Origin of the sequence: Agarivorans sp. 1_MG-2023 (genome assembly GCF_030548385.1) — a bacterium.
Taxonomy (GTDB): Bacteria; Pseudomonadota; Gammaproteobacteria; order Enterobacterales; family Celerinatantimonadaceae; genus Agarivorans.
In genome coordinates, this window is record NZ_JAUOSJ010000012.1 from 58,499 (window position 1) to 79,068 (window position 20,570).

18 protein-coding genes are annotated in these 20,570 nt (G+C 44.3%); 12 read left to right on the plus strand and 6 right to left on the minus strand.

Translation table 11 applies throughout. The features are described from left to right. The first annotated feature begins 361 nt into the window (after positions 1-361). On the plus strand, positions 362-1,936 hold the full coding sequence (locus Q4592_RS16610) for an ATP-binding cassette domain-containing protein (RefSeq protein ID WP_303515221.1): 1,575 nt from the start codon (positions 362-364) through the stop codon (positions 1,934-1,936). Between the two features lie 84 nt (positions 1,937-2,020). On the opposite strand, the gene Q4592_RS16615 is transcribed toward Q4592_RS16610, so the two are convergent. The 3 genes from Q4592_RS16615 to Q4592_RS16625 form a co-directional block, all read right to left on the minus strand. After that, positions 2,021-2,683, minus strand: coding sequence for a rhomboid family intramembrane serine protease (locus tag Q4592_RS16615; protein WP_303515223.1), 663 nt, complete (start codon positions 2,681-2,683; stop codon positions 2,021-2,023). Between the two features lie 41 nt (positions 2,684-2,724). Continuing rightward, entirely contained in the window at positions 2,725-3,132 is a 408-nt protein-coding gene (locus Q4592_RS16620) for a PH domain-containing protein (RefSeq protein ID WP_303515225.1), read from the minus strand. Between the two features lie 365 nt (positions 3,133-3,497). Further along, positions 3,498-5,747, minus strand: coding sequence for a peptidase U32 family protein (locus Q4592_RS16625; RefSeq protein WP_303515228.1), 2,250 nt, complete (start codon positions 5,745-5,747; stop codon positions 3,498-3,500). A 288-nt stretch (positions 5,748-6,035) separates the two neighbouring features. Between Q4592_RS16625 and Q4592_RS16630 the strand changes: the two genes are divergently transcribed. The 6 genes from Q4592_RS16630 (at position 6,036) to Q4592_RS16655 (ending at position 11,099) form a co-directional block, all read left to right on the plus strand. After that, positions 6,036-6,746 (plus strand): hypothetical protein, encoded by a 711-nt coding sequence (locus Q4592_RS16630; protein WP_303515231.1) that lies wholly within the window; start codon positions 6,036-6,038, stop codon positions 6,744-6,746. A gap of 175 nt (positions 6,747-6,921) precedes the next feature. Beyond that, positions 6,922-7,185: a DUF5062 family protein gene (locus Q4592_RS16635; protein ID WP_303515234.1), complete on the plus strand. Its 264-nt coding sequence runs from the start codon at positions 6,922-6,924 to the stop codon at positions 7,183-7,185. An 877-nt stretch (positions 7,186-8,062) separates the two neighbouring features. Then, positions 8,063-10,009, plus strand: a complete 1,947-nt coding sequence (locus Q4592_RS16640) for a PatA/PatG family cyanobactin maturation protease (RefSeq protein ID WP_303515237.1) — start codon at positions 8,063-8,065, stop codon at positions 10,007-10,009. 81 nt (positions 10,010-10,090) lie between these two features. Further along, positions 10,091-10,240 (plus strand): hypothetical protein, encoded by a 150-nt coding sequence (locus Q4592_RS16645; protein ID WP_303515240.1) that lies wholly within the window; start codon positions 10,091-10,093, stop codon positions 10,238-10,240. Between the two features lie 103 nt (positions 10,241-10,343). Then, positions 10,344-10,871, plus strand: coding sequence for a hypothetical protein (locus Q4592_RS16650; protein WP_303515242.1), 528 nt, complete (start codon positions 10,344-10,346; stop codon positions 10,869-10,871). Between the two features lie 12 nt (positions 10,872-10,883). After that, on the plus strand, positions 10,884-11,099 hold the full coding sequence (locus Q4592_RS16655; protein ID WP_303515245.1) for a hypothetical protein: 216 nt from the start codon (positions 10,884-10,886) through the stop codon (positions 11,097-11,099). Between the two features lie 151 nt (positions 11,100-11,250). On the opposite strand, the gene puuE is transcribed toward Q4592_RS16655, so the two are convergent. The 3 genes from puuE to Q4592_RS16670 all read right to left on the minus strand — a co-directional run bounded on the left by puuE (position 11,251) and on the right by Q4592_RS16670 (position 14,268). Beyond that, positions 11,251-12,165 carry an allantoinase PuuE gene (gene puuE, locus Q4592_RS16660; protein WP_303515248.1) on the minus strand — a complete coding sequence of 305 codons (915 nt, stop codon included), beginning with the start codon at positions 12,163-12,165 and terminating at the stop codon, positions 11,251-11,253. A gap of 8 nt (positions 12,166-12,173) precedes the next feature. Then, positions 12,174-13,562: an 8-oxoguanine deaminase gene (locus Q4592_RS16665; protein WP_303515251.1), complete on the minus strand. Its 1,389-nt coding sequence runs from the start codon at positions 13,560-13,562 to the stop codon at positions 12,174-12,176. 76 nt (positions 13,563-13,638) lie between these two features. Then, complete coding sequence (locus Q4592_RS16670; protein WP_303515254.1) at positions 13,639-14,268, minus strand: TetR/AcrR family transcriptional regulator; 630 nt, start codon at positions 14,266-14,268, stop codon at positions 13,639-13,641. A gap of 280 nt (positions 14,269-14,548) precedes the next feature. Between Q4592_RS16670 and Q4592_RS16675 the strand changes: the two genes are divergently transcribed. The 5 genes from Q4592_RS16675 (at position 14,549) to Q4592_RS16695 (ending at position 20,483) form a co-directional block, all read left to right on the plus strand. Next, on the plus strand, positions 14,549-16,099 hold the full coding sequence (locus Q4592_RS16675) for an ABC transporter ATP-binding protein (protein WP_303515257.1): 1,551 nt from the start codon (positions 14,549-14,551) through the stop codon (positions 16,097-16,099). Continuing rightward, complete coding sequence (locus Q4592_RS16680) at positions 16,092-17,198, plus strand: ABC transporter permease (protein WP_303515259.1); 1,107 nt, start codon at positions 16,092-16,094, stop codon at positions 17,196-17,198. The genes Q4592_RS16675 and Q4592_RS16680 overlap by 8 nt, the downstream gene beginning before the upstream one ends. Next, positions 17,198-18,127 carry an ABC transporter permease gene (locus Q4592_RS16685; protein ID WP_303515262.1) on the plus strand — a complete coding sequence of 310 codons (930 nt, stop codon included), beginning with the start codon at positions 17,198-17,200 and terminating at the stop codon, positions 18,125-18,127. Before Q4592_RS16680 ends, Q4592_RS16685 begins: the two co-directional genes overlap by 1 nt. 152 nt (positions 18,128-18,279) lie before the next feature. Further along, positions 18,280-19,959: a bifunctional UDP-sugar hydrolase/5'-nucleotidase gene (locus Q4592_RS16690; protein WP_303515264.1), complete on the plus strand. Its 1,680-nt coding sequence runs from the start codon at positions 18,280-18,282 to the stop codon at positions 19,957-19,959. Positions 19,960-20,129: 170 nt separating this feature from the next. Then, positions 20,130-20,483: an N-acetyltransferase family protein gene (locus Q4592_RS16695; protein WP_368509302.1), complete on the plus strand. Its 354-nt coding sequence runs from the start codon at positions 20,130-20,132 to the stop codon at positions 20,481-20,483. Positions 20,484-20,570: the final 87 nt, after the last annotated feature.

Sequence of the window (20,570 nt, forward strand, 5' to 3'; positions counted from 1 at the left end):
AGAAACTGATCAAACTCAAGCCTCAAATTATCGCCCTAAATTCGCTTATTTGTATGGCCTATAAATAATTGTTGAAGTTTTAGCCAGTGATTCTCTATAATCCCCCCACCTAATCTAATGGAGCTAACGCCATAATGAAGTACTAACCACCTGACATCCAATTTATATCAACCATTTGGACACTCGGGGTTAGTGGGCGTTACTTTCGTCATTTCTTATCTGCAAAATTTGAGCATATTGCTGTTTTAGATCGCGTTCGATCTTTGTCCTGGCAATCTCACCTAAGTAACGGCTAAGCCATTCTCATTGAATAGAATGGCCCGACCCCTTTTACACGTTTAACGTAAAGGGAGGCAGAATTATGCCTGTATTATCAACCACCCAATTATCATTTCAGCTCGATAGCGGTGAATGGTTATTTAATAAAATAAACTTTAACTTAGCGCCAGGTTTAAGCGGCTTAGTGGGCCGCAATGGCGTAGGAAAATCTTTGTTTGTTTCCTTATTACTTGGCCAGCTTAACGCCACCCAAGGCAGCGTAACCCGCCAAGGTAACATTGGCTTTTACTCACAATTACCGTCCCACTTATTAAACAGCAATATTCGTATTGATGAATATTTGGGTATTAGCGAAAAACTGGTGGCTTACCATGCGATTGAGCAAGGCAGCTGTGAGCCAAAGCATTTTGATATGCTGGGTGAAGACTGGGAGGTAAAAACTCGTGCTCAGCACACCTTAGAAAAACTAAATATTAGTGAAAATCTTGATGCATATTGCCACAACTTAAGCGGTGGGCAACTTGCCCTACTCCAACTACATCGCTTATTTGAATCCGACGCCGACATTTTGTTGCTGGATGAACCCACTAACCACCTAGATTCAAATGGCCGGCTGTGGTTAATAGAGCAATTAATGCACTACCAAGGCCGAGCATTAATAGTTAGTCACGACCGCCAACTGCTAAGACAAGTGAGCGCTATTTATCAGCTCACGCGTTTAGGTTTGCGTTTCTATAGCGGCAACTACGACGAGTATTGGGCTCAGTCTTCTGCGCAAAGTGACGCTTTAGACAAGCAAATTACGCAAGTAAAGTCGGAGCAAAAGAAGATAGAACGGCAAGCCCAGGCTAATAAGGAAAAGGCTCAGCAGCGTGAGGCCAAAGGCAACCGAATAAGAAAATCGGGCAGCCAGCCAAAGATTTTACTCGACGCAATGAAAGAACGCGCAGGCCAAAGCCTCTCTGCAACGGCCACTATGCAACAAAACCAACGAGAGCGAAGCCAAGATAAACTGCAAGCCTTACAGCAACAAAAAGAACAGCTAAAACCGCAAGCTTTGTACTTGCAACAATCGGAGCAAACCAAAAAGCGTAGCTTGTTAAGCATTAAGCAATGTTGCCTAGCCTTAGGCAATAGCGAACCTGTTACCTTTAGCCTATCGCAAAATGAAAGGGTCCACTTAAGTGGCGCGAACGGTTGCGGTAAATCCACCTTACTAAAAGCAATAAACGGAAAAGCGACTCAATACAGCGGCCTTATTACAGTGAACACCAACACCGTGTATATGGATCAGCATTTTGGTTTACTCAATTCCTTAACGAGCCTGCTAGAGAACTTAACCACACATTGCAGCGGCCTGCATCACAGCACTGCACGCACACTCTTAGCAGGTATTGGTTTTAGACGAGACTTAGTACACCGAGAAGTTGCTCTGCTAAGCGGTGGCGAAAAAATGAAACTAGCCATGTTAATGGTGAGCCACATGGTTAATTCGCCATTGCTGCTGTTAGATGAACCCGATAACCACTTAGACATAGAGTCGAAGCAACTACTGGCAGAGGCATTAAACACCTATAAAGGTGCGTTTATTTTGGTGAGTCATGATGAGGATTTTGTGCGAGATATTTCAGCTTGCGAAGAAGTTGTGATGAGCTAATTAACACCTACAAAAACAAGTGAAAAATACCAAGGCCAAAGGAATACCTTAGGCCTTTGGTATTTCATCTTTCAAAGCTAACGCTTAGTGATTCGGCTTTAATTGCACCACGCCCAGCGGTTTTAAGCGGCAATATAAAATTGCCCCTAACGCACCGAGCAGATGGCCTATATGGTCAACGCCCATATCCAAGGTGTCGTTAGCATCACTGTCAAACTCTGAGTAGAAAGCCAGCATTAATGCCATAAACGAGAACAGAAAAATGGCAGACAACCACTCTTTAAGCGTTAACTCCTCTTCATCGGTAAAATAGGCTGCAGCAAGACCAAAGACACCGCCTGAAATACCGCATACAGCAATACTTTCCGAATAGAATAATATTGACGGTATAGATGCTAAAGCCCCAATAACAAGGACAGCAAAATACCTTTTAGCTCCAACTCTGCGCTCATAAGCAGAAGCGAGGCCTAAACCAACAACATTGGCTGCAAGATGGACTAAATTCCCATGAACAAAGAGATGAGTTATCGGCTGTAATGGCCATTTAAAAAACTGTTCACCATCATTACTCAAAGCCAATGTGTGATACAAATATTCATCTACAGTAATAAAGTCAAAATTAGTGGTGACTAGAAATACCACAATGATTAAGACTCCTGAACATACCGATGCCCACACACTCTGAAGGTTCTCTTTATAAGTGACAGCACTGGCCTTCAAACTGCTTGGCGCAGGCTTGATAGACACTAATAAGCCAACATAAATGGCTACTGTGATAAGGAATAGAATCATTGAACTAACGGTATGTTTTTCTCGATGTGTTGCTGTACATCAGGCAACAATTTTGCAATCTTTTCTACACCCTTAAGCTGGGCTTTCACCGTTACTTTTCGATTATTTTTAAAGGTAAACTTCATTGGCCTTTGAAGCAATCCCTTGCCTATTTTCACGCTTTCAATCTCATCAAATTCGAAAAAATCATGCTCTTTAAACTTACCTAACATGCTGAGCTTGTGGAACGAGATACCTTTCTCGGTCACCGCTAAGAAATAGGATTTCATACTTAATACAAAAAGAGGTCCGATCAAGAAAAACAACCAAATATTGGGAGGGCTAATAGCTTGAAAAAAACCAATAAGCGCATCACCCTCATTCAGATTATCTTTGATGTATTCTTGAGCTTGTTCTTTATTCATCACTACTCCTTGTTATGCTATCTGATCATTACTGACGCTTATTATTAGCAGGCGCCATTCCTATAAAGCCAATATTATCAGCAACCTGAAGACATAAAAACAAGAACATCAGTAAATAGAGGAATAGAAAGATAAATGAATAGATATAAGGAGTGACAAACAGATCCATCGCGCTTAACCGAAGGTTAATCAATGTAACCTTAGGTATAAGAACACGACCAGCTAAAACAGATTTACCGTTGTTGGTGCAGAAATGTGTTCGCGAAGTAATCTAGCCACTTAAGGGCTAAGCAAAGCTAGATTACTTGCTAACAAACGGCCTTTAAAATAGTCGCCAGATAGCTAACGCTATATCAAGCGCCTACTTACAAACCTTGGCTATATTGTGCATTGGTCCTTACGGTGACCATCTCACTTAAGTGTTGCTGTGCTTGCTCATCGCCTTGTAGAAAGCGCTCAAATTGAGTGACTAATTCAGCTTTATCTAACTCTGCTTTAGAGCCTGCACCAATGTTGGTTAAGTCGATAAAGAATTCGTCAAACTGACCAGCGAGGTCATTCACGATATCAAAGTTTAAGAACTGCTCGTGGTTGTAAATACTCGGGTAACCACCCTTTTGTTTGTCTACAGCAAACGACACACCTTTCACGTTAGTGATAGTGGTAGCCTTAGTACATTTGAGCATGCAACCGTCTTCAATCGCGGGTTTGTTACAGCCAACGGTTTGTTGGAAGAAGCACTGGCGGCTGGTCATCATCAAAATAGGATGATAGATGCTGTAGAGCATTTTAAAGTTGTCTGGGCGAGTAATGTTTCTAATTTGTAGGCGGTTTATTTCGTTAGATATAAAAGCGCCCGCACAATTCAACTCTTCCTTAAGGGTAAGCAAAGCGTATGAGTTAGTGGTATTTAAGAATGGACCCGCTATCCACTCAATGCCCATTTCAAATGCCTTGTAAGCAACACCGGTATTATTGCTTACTATTTTTGCTGGGCGAACTTGTTCTAATAAGCGCACCGCTTCTAAATAGTCTTTCCCAATAAGTACTGCAGGGAACCAAGGAATTAAACGCGGATTACGCAAGAAAATATCTATGTACTTGTTACAGCCCTTTTTAAAACTCTCTGGCAACTTAAAGTAGATATCTGACTCGGTTAAATCACATAGCGGCAGATCTTTTTCATCCGCAATCAGTATCGACATACTTGGCTTGCTAGTAATGCGCGGGTGCTTCTCAAGCGCTGGTACTTCTACCGCTGGCACTATAGGCACCGAGTTATTCAGTAGAAATGCCGCTTGGTTTTTAAGTTCGGTTAACTCTTTATAAGGAAGGCTTAAGTTTTCATCTAGCTCACTGCAATCAAACGCCTCAACGCTAAAGTCGTTAATAGCAAAGTTTTTAAAACGTTTTTCAATGGCTTCGGCGTTTAGCGTAATTTTAGTGGCTACTCGCAGCGATGATGTCGTTTGCAGGCGATGCACTTTGTCGTTATCACCAATGGTCATGGTTAAACATAGCGGTGTATCTAAAGAGCCTGAGAACGCCATTGCCAATGGTTGCTTGGCAATACTTAGGTACTTAATCTTTTCGGCCAGTTCTTCACCAATTTCGTTGCGCTCGGCGTGAAGGCCTTTTCTGGCTTCTTTAATTTCTACCACCGATATGGCGTTATATTTTTGCACCGCATGCTGCACACTGTGGTCGCGAGGGTTATCAATAAACATATCTTTGGTCAGGTTGCCCTGCAAAAACGAGTTAGTGAAATCGCGATTAAATACTCGGTGCAGGTTTGAGTCATCTTCCAGTAGCTGGCCACTTTCTACAAACTTATCAACTTGCTTACGCCAACTATCAACAACCGTGTATACGTAGTGAGCGCCTTTAATTCGGCCTTCAATTTTGAGCGAGTCTACTTCAGCATCAACCAACTGCGGCAAATCAAAATAAGCAGAATTATCTTTTAGGTTAAGCGGGAAACGATTACCAGCAGCGGTAATTTCGTATTCGTCGCGACAGGCTTGGCTACAACGGCCTCGGTTACCCGAGTTACCGACACTTACCGAGCTTGAATAACACTGGCCAGAAAAGGCAATACACAAAGAGCCGTGCACAAAAACTTCGGTTAATACGTCGTGCTGGTGCGCTAAGGCAGTTAGGGTTTTAATTTCGGGCAGATTTAGCTCTCGCGATAAGTTCACTCGCGTAGCTCCGAGTTTAGCCAAAAATTCAATTTGGCCTTCGTTATGCGTAGTAAGCTGGGTAGAAGCGTGAATGTCCAAGCTAGGAAAGTGCTTTTTAACTAAGTTAAATACTCCCAAGTCTTGAACAATAATGCCGTCGATACCGGAATTGACCAGTTTGTTCAGCAGCTTAACCATGGCGGGAATTTCTTGTTCAAGAATTACCACATTTAGCGTTAAAAACACTTCACAGTCGTACTTATGCGCTAAGCGTAATATGCCACTGAGATCTTCAAAAGAAAGGTTAGAAGCTCGGTTACGGGCATTAAACGTATCTAAGCCACAATACACCGCATTAGCCCCGGCAATTACCGCCGCTTTAATGGCTTCTACATCACCACCAGGGGCAAGCAACTCTATCTTTCTAGTCATTGTTTCAAACTCACTTTACTTGGGCTAACAGCCTTATTTTTACTGCGCGGGATTTTAACGGCAACCGAACACTATTGCTACAGTTAACTAACTTCGTCCAATCTTAGTTATTGAGCCCATCGCATTTAGTCATTCCAAGCCATATCACTTGCCGCTAGCCATAAGCTTAGTTTGGTGATTCATCCCACAAGCCACTAAGCAGCGACTAAACTATGGGTAGAACCCACAGCTTATGGTGGGCGCTTAATAGCAAATGACCGATTGCTCGAACAATCAGGACTAAAGCTTATGGCTAATAGCAATTCACACCCTAGCAAAAAATCTACCGGCACTTGGCAAGTGGTGGTTGCAGTTTTTATCTTTGTTACCAGCCTCATTGCTGCGTTCTACTGGGGTTATAAAGACATTCACTTTCTGGTGGTCAATCCCGAGCTATCCGATAAAGGCAGCGATATTTTTCTCAAATACCTATTTATTGTGGTTGCAGTAGAGCGCGCTGCTGCGGTGTTTGTGAGTAACTACCGAAATCGAAAAGTAGCAGACTGGACCTTAAGAATATCCAGAATTAAAGAAACCCTGTCAGATGAAAGCCAACACCTTAATGTACTAAAAATGGTATTTGAGCGAGAAATCCAAGTCGCCCAAAAAGTGCTAGATAAGCAAATGGTTGATTTGCTTATTCCGCCAGAAGACAACGCCGATGAGTACCGTGCCGCGCTACTTTGCATTAAACACAGTTACGAGTTCTCGCTAGCTAGGCATCAATCTACCTGCAACCGCGATGTGACCTTTTTTGTGTTTATCTCGGGTATTGTACTGGCATCACTAGGGCTTAGTATTCTTAGCGATGTGATGATGAACTTAACTGAAATATGCGGCATACATGGCCACTTAATAAGAATTGCAGACGTATTAATTACTGGCGGTTTATTAGGTGGAGGCAGTGCGGGGCTAAATTTTGCATCAACACGATTTGCAGAGCTGATGAAAAAGAACTGATGTCACTTGCTTATCTAAACCTTTGCCTCCGCATGGAGTACTTAGCCTAAGCGACTATTTTTTCGACAACTAAACCATTGTTATTGGTGCGACCTGCAATTAGTGATTTAAGCGCTGTTATTAAAGGTCGCTTTACCGTATGTTGGAACAAAGTTGCTCAGTAGCGAGACCATTAGTGAAAAAGTATAAACATGAAGCACAGTTACTCAAAAAAGCCTTACAAATTGGCGAGGTATACGCACTGCAACGCGGTTTTGCCAAGTTTCCTCCAGGCATCTCAGAGAAAGACAAAGTAGAAGCTTTATACATGCTGTTAGCCGAAGATAAGCGCCTCACCCCACTACCGAAAGACAAAATGACCGGCCCAGAAATGCGCCACAAGTTGGTATTGTGGTTGGCAGGTCAACTACCTAAAGACCATGAGCTATTAGACGGCTAATACCGGTTCAAGTTATCGATTTAAAAGCAGCGCTTAAGTGCTGCTTTTTTGTGTTTGTTAAATATACTCACTAATTTTGTCCCCTGCTAAGCAGCTACATTGAAGCTCTCGAGAACAACAATACGAAGCCTTCAGTTGTCGACAATGACATTTCCGTTACTTTTTAATGATAATACTATAAATATAATCTACTGTTATCGAATACTGCTTTAAGAACTTAAAGCAGTATTCTAATGTGGCTTTATCAAAGTTGTAATAAACGGCGACTGATGTTTTTAAAGTAAAATCTCAAATAAGAAAGGAAGCTTTATGAGTAATAAAGGAATTAAAGTTGACTCACGATTACTTAAACAACTTAGGTTAAAAAGGGGCTCAGCCAAGAGCAACTATCTGACTATAGCTATAAAACGCAGTGTTATATATCAGCAGCTACAATAAAAAGAGCAGAAAAAAACAAACCCATATCTTTCAATACCCTTAAAAACTACTGCAAATTATTCAGCTTAGATAGAGATACCTTAACACACCAAACCAAATCCATTCATTCTTCCCCCTCCCCTGTTTCAAGAGGCATTCGCTACAGCCTCATCCACTGGCTCTCATTAATAAGCTTAGATAAAACAATAGAACAGAAAGAGATCGCTTCTCTCTCTAGCTTGCTATTGGAGCAACTAAAGAAGCACCAAGATGACCCTGATATAGCAAAAGTGTTTCACCATTTAAGCTAATAGAACAGCAATTACGTCACCTTGCAACTTGATACCAAGGTGACCTTAAACTGACGCCAAACTGACATTGAGCCCCCTCAATATACTCACTAATCTATCAATAAACCTTGAGTACATAAAACACTCAATTACGGTGAAAGGATAAGAAAATGAGTAAGGGAATAACAGCCATTAAGCCCAGTGCAAATAGCCTCGAGCAATTGCAGAATATTGGTAACAATGGGGAAGGCATAAGAATTGCCATAATAGATGGCTCAATTGATTCAAACCACCAATTATTTGAAGAAGCGACCATATGCCAATCAGCCCAAGACACCACTAATCACGGTACAGCAGTCGCAAGCTTAATAGCAGGGAAAGCAATTGGGCTAACACCAAAAGCCACCATATTAAGCTACCCAGTATTTAGTGAGGATAGATTAGGTAATCCTATTGGCTGCTCAGAAATCACTTTAGCCAATGCAATAAATAAAGCAGCGAGCGATGGCTGCAACATTGTAAACGTTAGCGGAGCAACCCCCTCTTTAAATGGATTGGGCACGCATGAGTTGCGAAACGCAGTTCAGCACTGCGAACAACGGGGAATATTAATCGTTGCCGCAGTAGGTAACGACGCCAGAAATACAGAATCACTTCCAGCCTCTTTAGAATATGTGCTTGCCGTTGGATCCTGTGACGAGAAAGGTCAGCCAGCACCATTTAACAATTACGGCACAAAGTTAAAAAGTAAAATGTTACTTGCTTCTGGTGTAAATATGCCTGTTGCCAAAAACCAAGGTGCAATCAGCGTCTTATCAGGAAGCAGTTTCTCTGCACCCGTTGTCACAGCAATTGCGGCACTCATCCAGTCGGCGCTAAAGCTTTCTGACTCCACACCTTTTTCAGTAAAGAAAACCAAAGAAATACTCATAAACAGTGCCAGCTTAATTGACTCTAGACCAGATAGCCACGTCAACACTCATTATCGAAAACTCAATATTCCTGCCGTACTAACAAGGGTTAAGCAGGAGTTACTCACTAAACCTTCACAACAAAACCAAAGGTACCTACCCATGTCTGATACTCAAAGCAATACCCAAGCAGAGGCAGAAGTCCTCCCTGCGCAAACTACGGTTGATGAACCCATAATTCCAGCCAGTTCAAACAATACAGAAAGCCCAATAACGGCAGAGCTAAGCCAACCCATCGGCCTTCAGCTGCCATCAGTGGCAGATTCTGCTCCTCAAATAAACGTACACCAGACGCCTTCTCAAGTTAGTACTCAAGAGATAAGTCCTTCTTCCAGCAGTGATCCCAGAGTAGCCGCCTCCCAAGACAAAATCTTCATTGTTGGCACCTTGGGATATGACTTTGGAACAGAAGCTAGGCTAGATTACTTCACACAAGTGATGGGAAGTAAAAAAGGTCACCCCTTTGACCCCATCGAGATGGCAAAGCATCTAACCGAAGGCGATAACGCAGAGCAATCAAACGCACTAATTTGGTTACTTAAGATTGATGGCATTCCTGTTTATGCTGTTGAGCCTGACAATCAATTTGCCGTTGTTCAATACGCTCGTCTCGTTCAATTTCTTAATGAACAAGAAACTCAAGGTATAGAACGGGTTTCAATTGCTGGAGTCGTTTCTGGTGAAACTAGATTATTTAACGGCCAAGTTATTCCGAAAATTTCTCCAGTACTGCGCGGCATGTTTAACTGGAGCTCAGACGCTCTAGCGAAAGAGGTACTCGGCAGCGCCTCTGGTAATGAAGAACAAAGCACCCTGTTATGCAACTTCTTAAATCGCGTGTACTACGAGCTGCGAAACCTAGGTCGAGCCTCTCAAGAGCGAGCAATTAATTACGCTGCAACAAATGCTTATCAGATGAAAGAGATCTTTGATGATGCATTTAGCCAACATTTAGTTCTAAGTAAAATTAGCGCTGAACCAAGTCCTGTTTGCCGTCCAGACTCTGATTGCTGGGATGTAGTTTTAGAATTCTTCAACCCTAACGAACGCCTCACCAATGCTCGCAAACTATACCGCTACACCGTGGACGTGAGTGACCTAATTCCTGTAACCGTTGGAACGCTGCGCAGCTGGCATGCCTACTAATGATTGCAGAACCAAATTATCGTCAATGTTTGACGGTATGTACCGGGGACTCCCCCAACTAACTAGTAAAAGGAAATTATTATGAAAATGCCAATTCAAGCAGAAAGTGTAGACCGCTCTAACCGTATCGCTGAAGCAAAAGCTGCCGGCGTAAACCCAGCATTTTGGGGCGGTGTTTTAGATGTACTGAAAAAAGCAGGCCAAGGCGCTCTTACTGGCGTATTGAGCTAAGCACTTTAGCGCATAGAGTATGCTCTATGCGCTTTTTCTACTAGAAAAAACTAACAAGATACTTTACTAAATTAGAAGCCCATTAAACATATGGAGTAAAAATATGCCTTATGCCAGACAATACACAAAGGGAGAAGTACGAGCAATAATTGATGCGCTTTGTGAGGGTCACAAACGCAGATCATCAACCACTGACCATATAGGTCCTGCAGCTCACACCCTAGATAAACATTGGGCTGTTAGCATGGCCGATTTAACTCTTCGGGTTACCAGACACATTGGCAAAAATAATGTTTATGGACAACATGCCCCCAGAACGGCCAGCTCTTTTCATTCTTTTGACGATGTTATATCCGCTGTTTATGAAGCTCTTAACTCTGTGTTAGGACAAAGAGAGTTAGCCAAATTGGATAACGGAGATGATGAAGTAGTAATAAAGTTTCAAACTGAATTTTCGTTTTACCGAGCGCAACGTCAACCAGATAACTTAACGATATTACAAGAAAGGCAACTACCAGGTCTTAATATGGCTTCAAGGGCCAATATTGTCATTAGAAAACATAAATCACCTATAGATGATGAAAAATTGTGGGTTCAAACAGTTTTTCCTGATGAAGTAGCAATACCTTAAGAGAGGCTTATTATGACAAATTGTAATAGATGTGACGATAGTGGAGTTATTGCTGTAACCTGTAGGTCCTGCCATGGTAACCCAGCCATAACTAACGATGAAGATGACATAGATTGTTCTACTTGTGGAGGTGACGGCTACGAAGAAGCCCCCTGTCCAGAGTGCAATGGAAGCGGTGAGTCCGATTTTCAGTCAGACTCAGAAGTGATTCTTACTGAAGATGATTAACCTATACGACTCTCGAACAATAAGCCCAAACACTACATTTTGTTTGGGCTTTTCATTTGATACTTTTAGTTGATTTAGCGTTAAGGTACCGCAAAAACGCCTGAGCATTGAAGAGCCAATTGATAGTTAGAGCAGCCCTTTGGCATTAGTATTAACGACTTTTAACCCAATGCTCTGCTATTTGCTCTCTTGTGGCATACCACACCCCTTCAAATTGCTGGGTATATTGTAAAAACCTTTGCAGAGCAGCTAACCTTGCTGGACGCCCTACTATTCTGCAGTGCAAGCCTATGCTGAGCATTTTAGGGGCGGTTTCACCTTCGAAATAAAGCACGTCGAAAGCATCTTTTAAGTATTGGTAAAACTGCTCGCCGCTGTTAAAGCCTTGCGGCGTAGCAAAGCGCATGTCGTTGGTATCGAGGGTATAGGGCACCATTAACAAGGGTTTACTGTAGTTGTTGTCCCAATAAGGCAAATCATCGGCATAGCTGTCGGCGCAATAGAGAATATCTTCGCGCTCGGCAATCAACTTAAGAGTATGTGGGCTGGTGCGGCCGGTATACCAGCCTTTGGGTTTGCTGCCGGTTGTTTGCTGATGAATCTCTATGGCTTGCTCTAAGTGCTCACGCTCTTGCTGCTCACTAAAGTCTTGATAGTGGATCCAACGCAAACCGTGACTCGCTATCTCCCAGTTGGCATCTAACATTGCCTGCACCGCTTCTGGTTGGCGCTGCAAGGCCATGGCCACAGCAAATACCGTTACCGGAATATTCTGACTAGTAAACAAACGATGCAAGCGCCAAAAACCAGCTCGGCTGCCATATTCGTATATCGACTCCATGCTCATATGGCGATCTGGATACGCCGCTGCACCAACTATCTCCGATAAGAACTGCTCTGAATGGCTATCGCCGTGCAATACACAGTTCTCTCCGCCTTCCTCAAAATTAACCACAAACTGCAACGCAATTTTAGCTTTGTTCGGCCAATTGGCATGAGGCGGGTGTTGCCCGTAGCCCACAAGATCGCGAGGATAATCAATTGGTTTGTTGTTTTTGTAGGTCATGTTGTTTCCTAACCCACCAGCTGAATGGCCAGTTGGTGATGTTGTGCTTTAAGTTGATTGAGTTGTTCGCGAGTGGCCTCGGCATCTTCAATAAGCCATTTACCGGCCACCATTAGCTTACTCACTTGGCTCGCGCCGCAGAGAATTAGCGCAGCTAGTGGGTCGTGAGCCCCGGAAAAATTAAGCCCGTCTAGTTTATATAAACCAATATCGGCTTGTTTGCCTGGCGCTAATACACCGATATCATCGCGCCCTAACACCGCTGCACTGCCTTGGGTTGCCCAGTTCAGTACTTGATGATGAGTAATTTGGTCGGCGCGATAACGTAAGCGTTGTTGCATAAGCGAATGACGTAACTCTTGAATCATGTTGGAGCTGTCGTTAGAAGCTGAACCATCTACCGCTAAACCTACCTTGCAGCCAGCGGCTTCTAGCTCTAGCGTTGGACAAATGCCCGACGCCAACACCATGTTAGAAGTCGCACAATGAGCAATACCAACCTGGGCGGCACCTAAGCGCTGTATCTCGCGCTCATCAAAATGAATGCCGTGAGCAAGCCATGTCTGTGGGCCCATCCAGCCACAATGCTCTAAGTAATCTACTGGCCGCATGCCCAGCTTTTCTACGCAAAAGTCGTTCTCATCAATAGTTTCGCCCAAGTGAGTATGTAAACGCACACCTTGCTGCTTAGCTAAGCGGGCGGTTTCACACATTAATGCCTCGGTAACCGAAAACGGCGAGCATGGCGCTAACGCCAAGTTCAGCATGCTACCGTTGCTGGCATCGTGATAACGCTTTATTAAACGTAGGCTATCGTCGAGGATTTGCTGCTCGGTTTGTACCACGCTGTCAGGCGGAAGGCCGCCATCTTTTTGCGACAAACTCATACTGCCGCGCGTTAGCGTAGCGCGCACACCTAAGCGCCCCACTACCTCCGCTTGTATGTCTATTGCTTCACTAAGGGCGTGATTAAAAACATAGTGATGATCGGCCACCGTAGTCGCGCCACTTAGCATCAGTTCCCAACAGGCTATTTCAGTGGCTAGCTCAATATGCTTGGGTGTTAAACCACTCCAAATGGGGTACAAGGTTTTAAGCCATGGGAATAAAGGCTGGTTAATGGCGGCGGGTAAACAACGGGTCAGTGTTTGATAAAAATGATGATGAGTATTAATAAGGCCAGGTAGCAACACCATGTCGCTGGCGTCTAGTTGTTGGTCTACGGTAACAGTGGGCTGTTTGCCGGCAGCCACACATTCAATAATTTGGCTACCTAGAATCACTATGCCACCGGCTAAGTCACGCTCGGCGTTAGGGCCATTTAATGCCCCACTAAAAACAGCTAAGGGATTCTTTATCCACAGAGTTTTACTGGCTGATGGGTTGTTTGCAAGCATTTGGCAACTCTTATCCTTTTAAGCATATAGCTAAAAGGATAAGCAAAAAGCTGACCAAACGCTCAAGAAAATGAATTTATGGCGTTAAACCAATACCACGGAGAATTATATCCACTAAGTTTTGTTCGGCTTGGCTAAACTCTTCAACGCTTAAGGCTTTACCGTGAATCATTCGTACTTCTGTATCAAAATCCGCGTAAAACTGCGTCGCTCCCCAAATCAAAAATAATAGATAAATCGGTTCAATGGGCTGAATTTTTCCTTGGTCTATCCAAGTTTGAATCAAGCTGCATTTTTGCTTACTCCATTCAATAACGGGAAACTGCAAATTGTCTTTTAGATTAGGCGCACCTTGGATAATTTCCATGGCAAATATACGTGAGCTTTTAGGGTGGCTGCGGCTGTAACGCATTTTGGAGCGAATATAAGCACTAATAGCCACGGCCGGGTCATCATCGGCGGTGGTATGTTCAAATGCGTCATTCCACATGGCAAGAATGTCTTCTAACAAGGCGCGATACAAACCCTGCTTAGATTTAAAGTAGTAGAGAATATTGGCTTTTGGCAGCTCAGCTCTATCGGCAATGGCTTGCAATGAAGTGCCTTGATAACCGTGTTTCACGAACTCATTGGTCGCCGCTTTTAAGATGACCTTTTCATTCTTTTTTCTAATTGCGCCACTTTGGGTTGCCGTAGCTTTAGCCATGCTGAGTCACTCTCCTTGTTCCACCTTTTTAAGCGTCATATTATTTACGAAAGCATTATTAATGATTAACTTATAAATCACTAGTGCAAACTGCAGTTTGCTAAAAAAAGCCATCAACGCACCATAAAGCGCCATTTATTGCCATACTTCGCACCAACTAAGCACAACAAAAAACAAACAATTGCAACTTATTAGCTACAATAGTGAAGTTGAACACTTGGTCAGATTTATGCAATGCAAATGGCTTACCGATCGATAGAAAAACAAGAATGGACTCAAAATGAAACAAGACAATCTCTTGTTGTCGTTATGGCAAGTGTCTAAGCGCTATCCCGGCGTAGTGGCCAACGACAAAGTGAGCTTAACGCTAGCCAAAGGGGAAATACTGGCCTTACTTGGAGAGAACGGTGCAGGAAAATCTACCCTAGTAAAAATGATTTACGGCGTCGTACAGGCAGACGAAGGCAGCCTACTTTGGCAAGGAAAGGAAGTAGTGATCCGCTCGCCCAATATGGCACGAAGCATGGGCATTGGTATGGTGTTTCAACACTTCTCGGTATTTGAAACCCTCACCGTGCAAGAGAACATAGAGCTCAGCCTTGATGCAGGCTTTGTGAAAGACGCAGCCACTTTGCGCGCTAAAATAATTGAACTCAGCGCAGCCTACGAGCTGAAAGTAGACCCAGACCGCTACGTACATAACTTAAGCATTGGCGAGCGCCAACGTTTAGAGATACTTCGCTGTTTAATTCAAAACGTTAAACTGCTGATTCTTGATGAGCCGACTTCGGTTCTCACCCCGCAAGAAGTCGCCGGTTTATTTAAAGTATTGCGCACTCTAGCCAGTGAAGGCTGCAGCATTTTATTTATTAGCCACAAACTGAAAGAAGTCACTGCATTGTGCGACCGGGCTGTAATATTGCGCGGCGGTAAAGTGAGCGGTGAATGTGTACCCGCTAATGAAACGCCAGATTCTATCGCCAGAATGATGGTTGGCAGTGAAGCCGTGTTGTCAGAGCGCTACCATAAAACCATTGGCTCAAACGAGCTGCTAGTCACCCGAGATTTAAGCCTACCGCCTACTAATCCTTTTGGTACTGGACTCACAAAGGTAAACCTTAGCCTGCATAAGGGCGAAATACTCGGCATTGCTGGCGTAGCCGGTAATGGCCAAGAAGATTTATTAGAAGCCTTAAGTGGCGAAGATACTCGAGCAGAGGCCGGCAGCATACTAATAAATGGGCGCAAAGTGGCCAAGCTAAATGCTGGTGAACGGCGCTTACTGGGCATGAGTTACGTGCCCGCCGATCGCCTAGGCCAAGGCGCAGTGCCAGACATGAGCCTAGCCGACAACACCTTGCTGACTAGCGCACGCAAGGGCTTGGTGAGTCGTGGTCTCATTTTGCCGCATAAAGTGGTTGAGTTAGCCAAGTCGATTATTCACCGCAACGACGTGAAATGTCACAACGCCCACGCGCAAGCTAAGAGCTTATCGGGCGGTAATCTACAGAAGTTTATTATTGGTCGCGAAGTGGATCAAAACCCAGAAGTACTGATTTGTGCTCACCCTACTTGGGGGGTAGATATAGGCGCAGCCAGTTCCATTCATCGCCAACTCATTGAGCTGCGTGATAACGGCGCTGCCATTTTAGTGGTATCGGAAGATATTGATGAACTATTCATGATTTCAGACCGCATTGCCGCCCTATACGAAGGGCAGTTATCACATGCGGTACACACCGAACAAACCAACATTGAAGAGGTAGGTAAATGGATTGCTGGCAGCTTCATGAATGAAGATAAGCCGCAGGAGGAACTAAAACATGCTTAAAACTCAAGCACGCTTAGAGTCTTCCAAACTGATGTCTTGGCTATCACCACTGATTGCGATTGTGCTCACTATGCTGGTATCGAGCATTATGTTTTTGGCCTTAGACATTAACCCCGCCACTGCTTTTAGGGTGTTCATTATCTATCCGCTTAGCGACAGCTATAACTTAGGCGAATTAATGGTTAAAACCACGCCTTTGTTATTGTGTGCCACCGGATTAGCGCTGTGTTACAAAGCGAACATTTGGAATATTGGTGCCGAAGGACAATTGCTAGTTGGCGCATTGGTGGGATCATATTTTGCGCTGCAAGCCAATGATGATTCAGGTTATGGCTGGTTAGCCATTACGCTACTCGCCGGCGCGGTGGCCGGCATGTTATGGGCAGCTATACCTACCCTGCTGCATCAGCTGTTTCACACCAACCTTATTCTTACCACCATTATGCTTAATTACATTGGTTTGTATTTGCTGCTATGGGGAGTACACGGCCCACTTATTGACCCTGAAGGCTTTGGATTTCCAGAGTCAGCCATATTTGCCGACGCGGTATTGCTCCCCACCATAATGGAAGATGGCCGCGCTTCCATTAGCATTGTATTAGCGGTTATTTTTGCCATTGGTTCGGGGATTATTTTGTACCGCACCTTACCGGGATTTCAGCTGCGCGTATTTGGCTCAGACCAACCGGCCGCGCGATACGCCGGTTACAGCAGTAAATTTATTATTTGGAGCGTTATGCTGAGTGCTGGTGCGCTGGCTGGCTTTGCTGGCGTGGCAGAAGTGACCGGCCCCATTGGTCAGCTCATACCGCAAGTATCTCCCGGCTATGGCTATGCGGCCATTATTGTGGCTTACCTTGGCAGGCTTAATCCCTTTGGCATTATCTTCGCGGCCTTTTTCATGGGTACCTTGTACATGGGCAGCGATTTAGCCCAAATAGAGTTGGGCATGCCCACGGCAATTACTGGCCTATTCCAAGGAATATTACTGTTTTTCTTGCTCGCGTGTGACTTTCTCATTCACTACAAAATCATCTGGCAGCCCAATAAATCAAACTCTCAAACTGCCCCAGTTAGCACTAAGCAAGGAGCCGCTTAATGGACATGGAACTGTTTCAACAAATTTTAGTGGCGGCCATCAAAACCGGCACACCGTTATTGCTCGTAGCCTTGGGCGAACTAATTTGCGAAAAATCCGGAGTACTTAATTTAGGCCAAGAGGGCATGATGTTAATGGGTGCTATGGCTGGGTTTGCGGGGGCTTATTTTAGTGGCAATTTAGCCTTAGGTTTGTTGCTTGCCATGGTGGCAGGCATGATGATGGCGGGTATTTTCGCGCTACTATCACTTAACTTAAATACCAACCAAGTCGCCACTGGCTTAGCATTAACCATTTTTGGTTCAGGCTTAAGTGCCTTTTTGGGCGCAAGCTTAGTGGGCTCTACCGTTAATGGATTTAAACCCATTGCGATCCCTTTGCTGAGCGACATTCCTTTTGTTGGCCCATTGCTGTTTAACCACGACATACTGGTTTATGGCAGCTTTGTATTGGTAGCAATATGCTGGTGGGTGGTAAACAAAACACGTGCAGGCTTAACCTTACGAGCGGTAGGCGAAAACCCCTACTCGGCCAACGCTTTAGGCATTAAAGTGATTAAAGTTCGCTATATCGCGGTACTTATTGGTGGTGCATTTGCCGGTTTAGCTGGCGCTTATATGTCTCTTTCTTACACCCCAATGTGGATGGAAAACATGACCGCAGGCCGCGGCTGGATTGCTTTATCTTTAGTTGTGTTTGCCTCATGGCGCGTGGGTTACTTAATGGTTGGCGCCTACTTGTTTGGTGTTGCGTCTATCTTGCACTTAGTGATGCAAGGTATCGGTTTTACCATTTCACCCAACTTGCTAGCAATGATGCCTTATGTAGCCACGATTATAGTAATGGTGATTATCAGCTCGAACCCCATTCGCCAAAAGCTGGCAGCCCCCATGAGCTTGGCCAAACCTTTTGATTCTAGACGCCATTAACGCTTTAGTATCCAGCTAATTCAAAGCCTCTAATTATTAGAGGCTTTGTTCTTTTGGTGACTAACAGCGCCAGTAAAAAAATAAATATCACTGAATGGTTCAAGCGAAGTAATAAATTGGCGTATCATGCCTTCCCGCTTGTTGGAGACTCTATGACTTATTCGCTTTACTTGGCTCATATCAACGATACCCACTCCCATTTTGAGTCTTCTTTAGTCCATTTTCACATCAACTTACATGGACAACGCTACCAAATCGATGCGCAATGCGGAGGTTATGCGCGTATTGCTAGTGCAGTAGCCGAACAGCGGAAAATAGCGAAACAACAGCAGGTACCTAGTATATTGCTACATGCAGGTGACAGCTTTCAAGGCAGTTTGTATTTTAGCCAATTCAAAGGCTTAGCTAACGCCCGTTTACTTAACTTGCTTATGCCTGACGCCATGACCATTGGCAACCATGAGTTTGATCTTGGTAATGCGCCAGTATCACAATTTGTTGATCAAGCTAAGTTCGCCTTGCTTGCTGGCAACATGGATTTAAGCCAAGAAGATCAACAGAAACCGCAACCTTTAGCGCCCCATAAAAACCTCTATCGCTACGACAATCAGCAACAAATAGCTGAGTACCTACTTAAGCCATTAGGCGATAAACAACTGGCGATTATTGGTATTACCCACGACCTGATGCATAACATTGGTTGCCCCGATGCCGATTGCCACTTTTTAAACGCCATTACGACTACCCAAGCCACCGTTGACCATTTGCAACAACAAGGCATAAAACACATCTTGGTATTAAGCCATTTAGGCCATAGCGGAGATTTAGCCTTAGCGCAGGCCGTATCTGGCATAAGCCTGATCGTTGGTGGCCACTCACACACATTAACCGGTGATTTCTCTGAAATTGGTATTGAAAGTACTCAACAAAGCCAGCACTGGTATCATGGCTGCCTCATTCTGCAAGCAGGTAAACATGCTGAATCTATCGGCCTAGAACGCTTAGGATTTGATAGCGAAGGTAAGGTTATTTCGGTAGATGGCGGCGTAAGTTTTCTTATCGATGATGAGTGGCAAGCTTCGCAAAATGGTCAGCCAGTATCACCCGAAATACGTACTCAAATTGCCGATTATTTGGCGGGTAGTTCCTTAGTGAGCCACTACCCGGATGATCAGCAAATGGCCAAGATCATCAACCAAGAATATCGCCCGGTGATTGACGAAATGCGCCGCCAAGTTGTGACCACATTGAGCAAGCCATTATTGCACTCTAGAATGCCCACCAGCCTGTTACCCGAGGGCAGTGAAGTATCACCACTGGTATGCCAAGGTTTTTATCAAGCCGCTAACGCCAAACAGCCCACCGATTTTGCCTTACATAACGCCGGCGGTGTGCGTGTGTCCTTAAAAGCGGGCCCGCTTACTAAAGCGGAAATATGCGGCCGTTTATTACCCTTTGAAATTGCCATTGTTAGCTATCTAGTATCAGGTAAACAATTATTGCAAGTTATTGAAAGCTCTATAGATAACGCCACTAACAATGGCTTTATAGGCACTGGAGACGGCAGCTTCCCCTACTTTTACAAACTGCGTTACCACTACCAAGGTGATAAACCTGCAGGCAAACGTGTAAGCAAGGTAGAACTACGCTGCGGCGATATGTGGCAGGCGCTTGAGCTAAATAAGAACTACCGAGGGGTCTCTTCGGCTTACACCTTAGCGGGGAAAGAAGGTTATCATGCCTTGCTCGATAGCTGGGATCATCAAGACCTAGGCATGACCATGAGCGACAGTTTTGTGGCTTTTGCCAGCCAACAAAAACAGTTAGTGTAAACACATAACTCTCTGCACTCCTCAAAGCGAAGCGGCGAATACCAAAGGAAGACTCAAATGATAAGAGCCATGACCCAAGCGGATTTTAGCGCCTTCTGGCCGAGCTTCGAGGCGGTGATTCGCGCCCAACAGACTTACGCCTTTGATCAGCCTATGAGCTTTGGTGTGTATTGCCAGCTAAGTGTTTTGTATATGAAGAAAATGACGAAATATTGGGGAGTTACTACCTAAAAGCCAATGCGATGGGCCCTGGCAGCCATGTTTGTAATTGCGGCTATATGGTCAGTGAAGCGGCGCGCGGCAAAGGTATTGCTCGGCAGCTTTGCTTGCACTCTCAACAGCAGGCATTACAACTCGGTTTTAGCGCCATGCAATTTAACTCGGTAGTCTCTACCAATGAGGCGGCCATTGCTCTATGGAAAAAGCTGGGATTCGATGTTATCGGCATCATTCCCAATGGTTATCAACACAGCGAACAAGGCTTAGTGGATTGTTTAATTATGTTTAAAGCCTTAGCTACTTAAGCTATCGCAACCTTCTAAACATTTCCGTCAACCAACACTTACTGCTCTAATCACTGTAAACAAGTAATGGCTCAGTTTTACAACACC

What these genes read in the sequence shown, in the direction of transcription:
- Q4592_RS16610 (WP_303515221.1), top strand. Translation starts at nt 362, where the DNA reads ATGCCTGTATTATCAACCACCCAATTATCATTTCAGCTCGATAGCGGT.
- Q4592_RS16620 (WP_303515225.1), bottom strand. Translation starts at nt 3,132, where the DNA reads ATGAATAAAGAACAAGCTCAAGAATACATCAAAGATAATCTGAATGAG.
- Q4592_RS16625 (WP_303515228.1), bottom strand. Translation starts at nt 5,747, where the DNA reads ATGACTAGAAAGATAGAGTTGCTTGCCCCTGGTGGTGATGTAGAAGCC.
- Q4592_RS16630 (WP_303515231.1), top strand. Translation starts at nt 6,036, where the DNA reads ATGGCTAATAGCAATTCACACCCTAGCAAAAAATCTACCGGCACTTGG.
- Q4592_RS16640 (WP_303515237.1), top strand. Translation starts at nt 8,063, where the DNA reads ATGAGTAAGGGAATAACAGCCATTAAGCCCAGTGCAAATAGCCTCGAG.
- Q4592_RS16645 (WP_303515240.1), top strand. Translation starts at nt 10,091, where the DNA reads ATGAAAATGCCAATTCAAGCAGAAAGTGTAGACCGCTCTAACCGTATC.
- Q4592_RS16650 (WP_303515242.1), top strand. Translation starts at nt 10,344, where the DNA reads ATGCCTTATGCCAGACAATACACAAAGGGAGAAGTACGAGCAATAATT.
- Q4592_RS16655 (WP_303515245.1), top strand. Translation starts at nt 10,884, where the DNA reads ATGACAAATTGTAATAGATGTGACGATAGTGGAGTTATTGCTGTAACC.
- puuE (WP_303515248.1), bottom strand. Translation starts at nt 12,165, where the DNA reads ATGACCTACAAAAACAACAAACCAATTGATTATCCTCGCGATCTTGTG.
- Q4592_RS16665 (WP_303515251.1), bottom strand. Translation starts at nt 13,562, where the DNA reads ATGCTTGCAAACAACCCATCAGCCAGTAAAACTCTGTGGATAAAGAAT.
- Q4592_RS16670 (WP_303515254.1), bottom strand. Translation starts at nt 14,268, where the DNA reads ATGGCTAAAGCTACGGCAACCCAAAGTGGCGCAATTAGAAAAAAGAAT.
- Q4592_RS16675 (WP_303515257.1), top strand. Translation starts at nt 14,549, where the DNA reads ATGAAACAAGACAATCTCTTGTTGTCGTTATGGCAAGTGTCTAAGCGC.
- Q4592_RS16680 (WP_303515259.1), top strand. Translation starts at nt 16,092, where the DNA reads ATGCTTAAAACTCAAGCACGCTTAGAGTCTTCCAAACTGATGTCTTGG.
- Q4592_RS16685 (WP_303515262.1), top strand. Translation starts at nt 17,198, where the DNA reads ATGGACATGGAACTGTTTCAACAAATTTTAGTGGCGGCCATCAAAACC.
- Q4592_RS16690 (WP_303515264.1), top strand. Translation starts at nt 18,280, where the DNA reads ATGACTTATTCGCTTTACTTGGCTCATATCAACGATACCCACTCCCAT.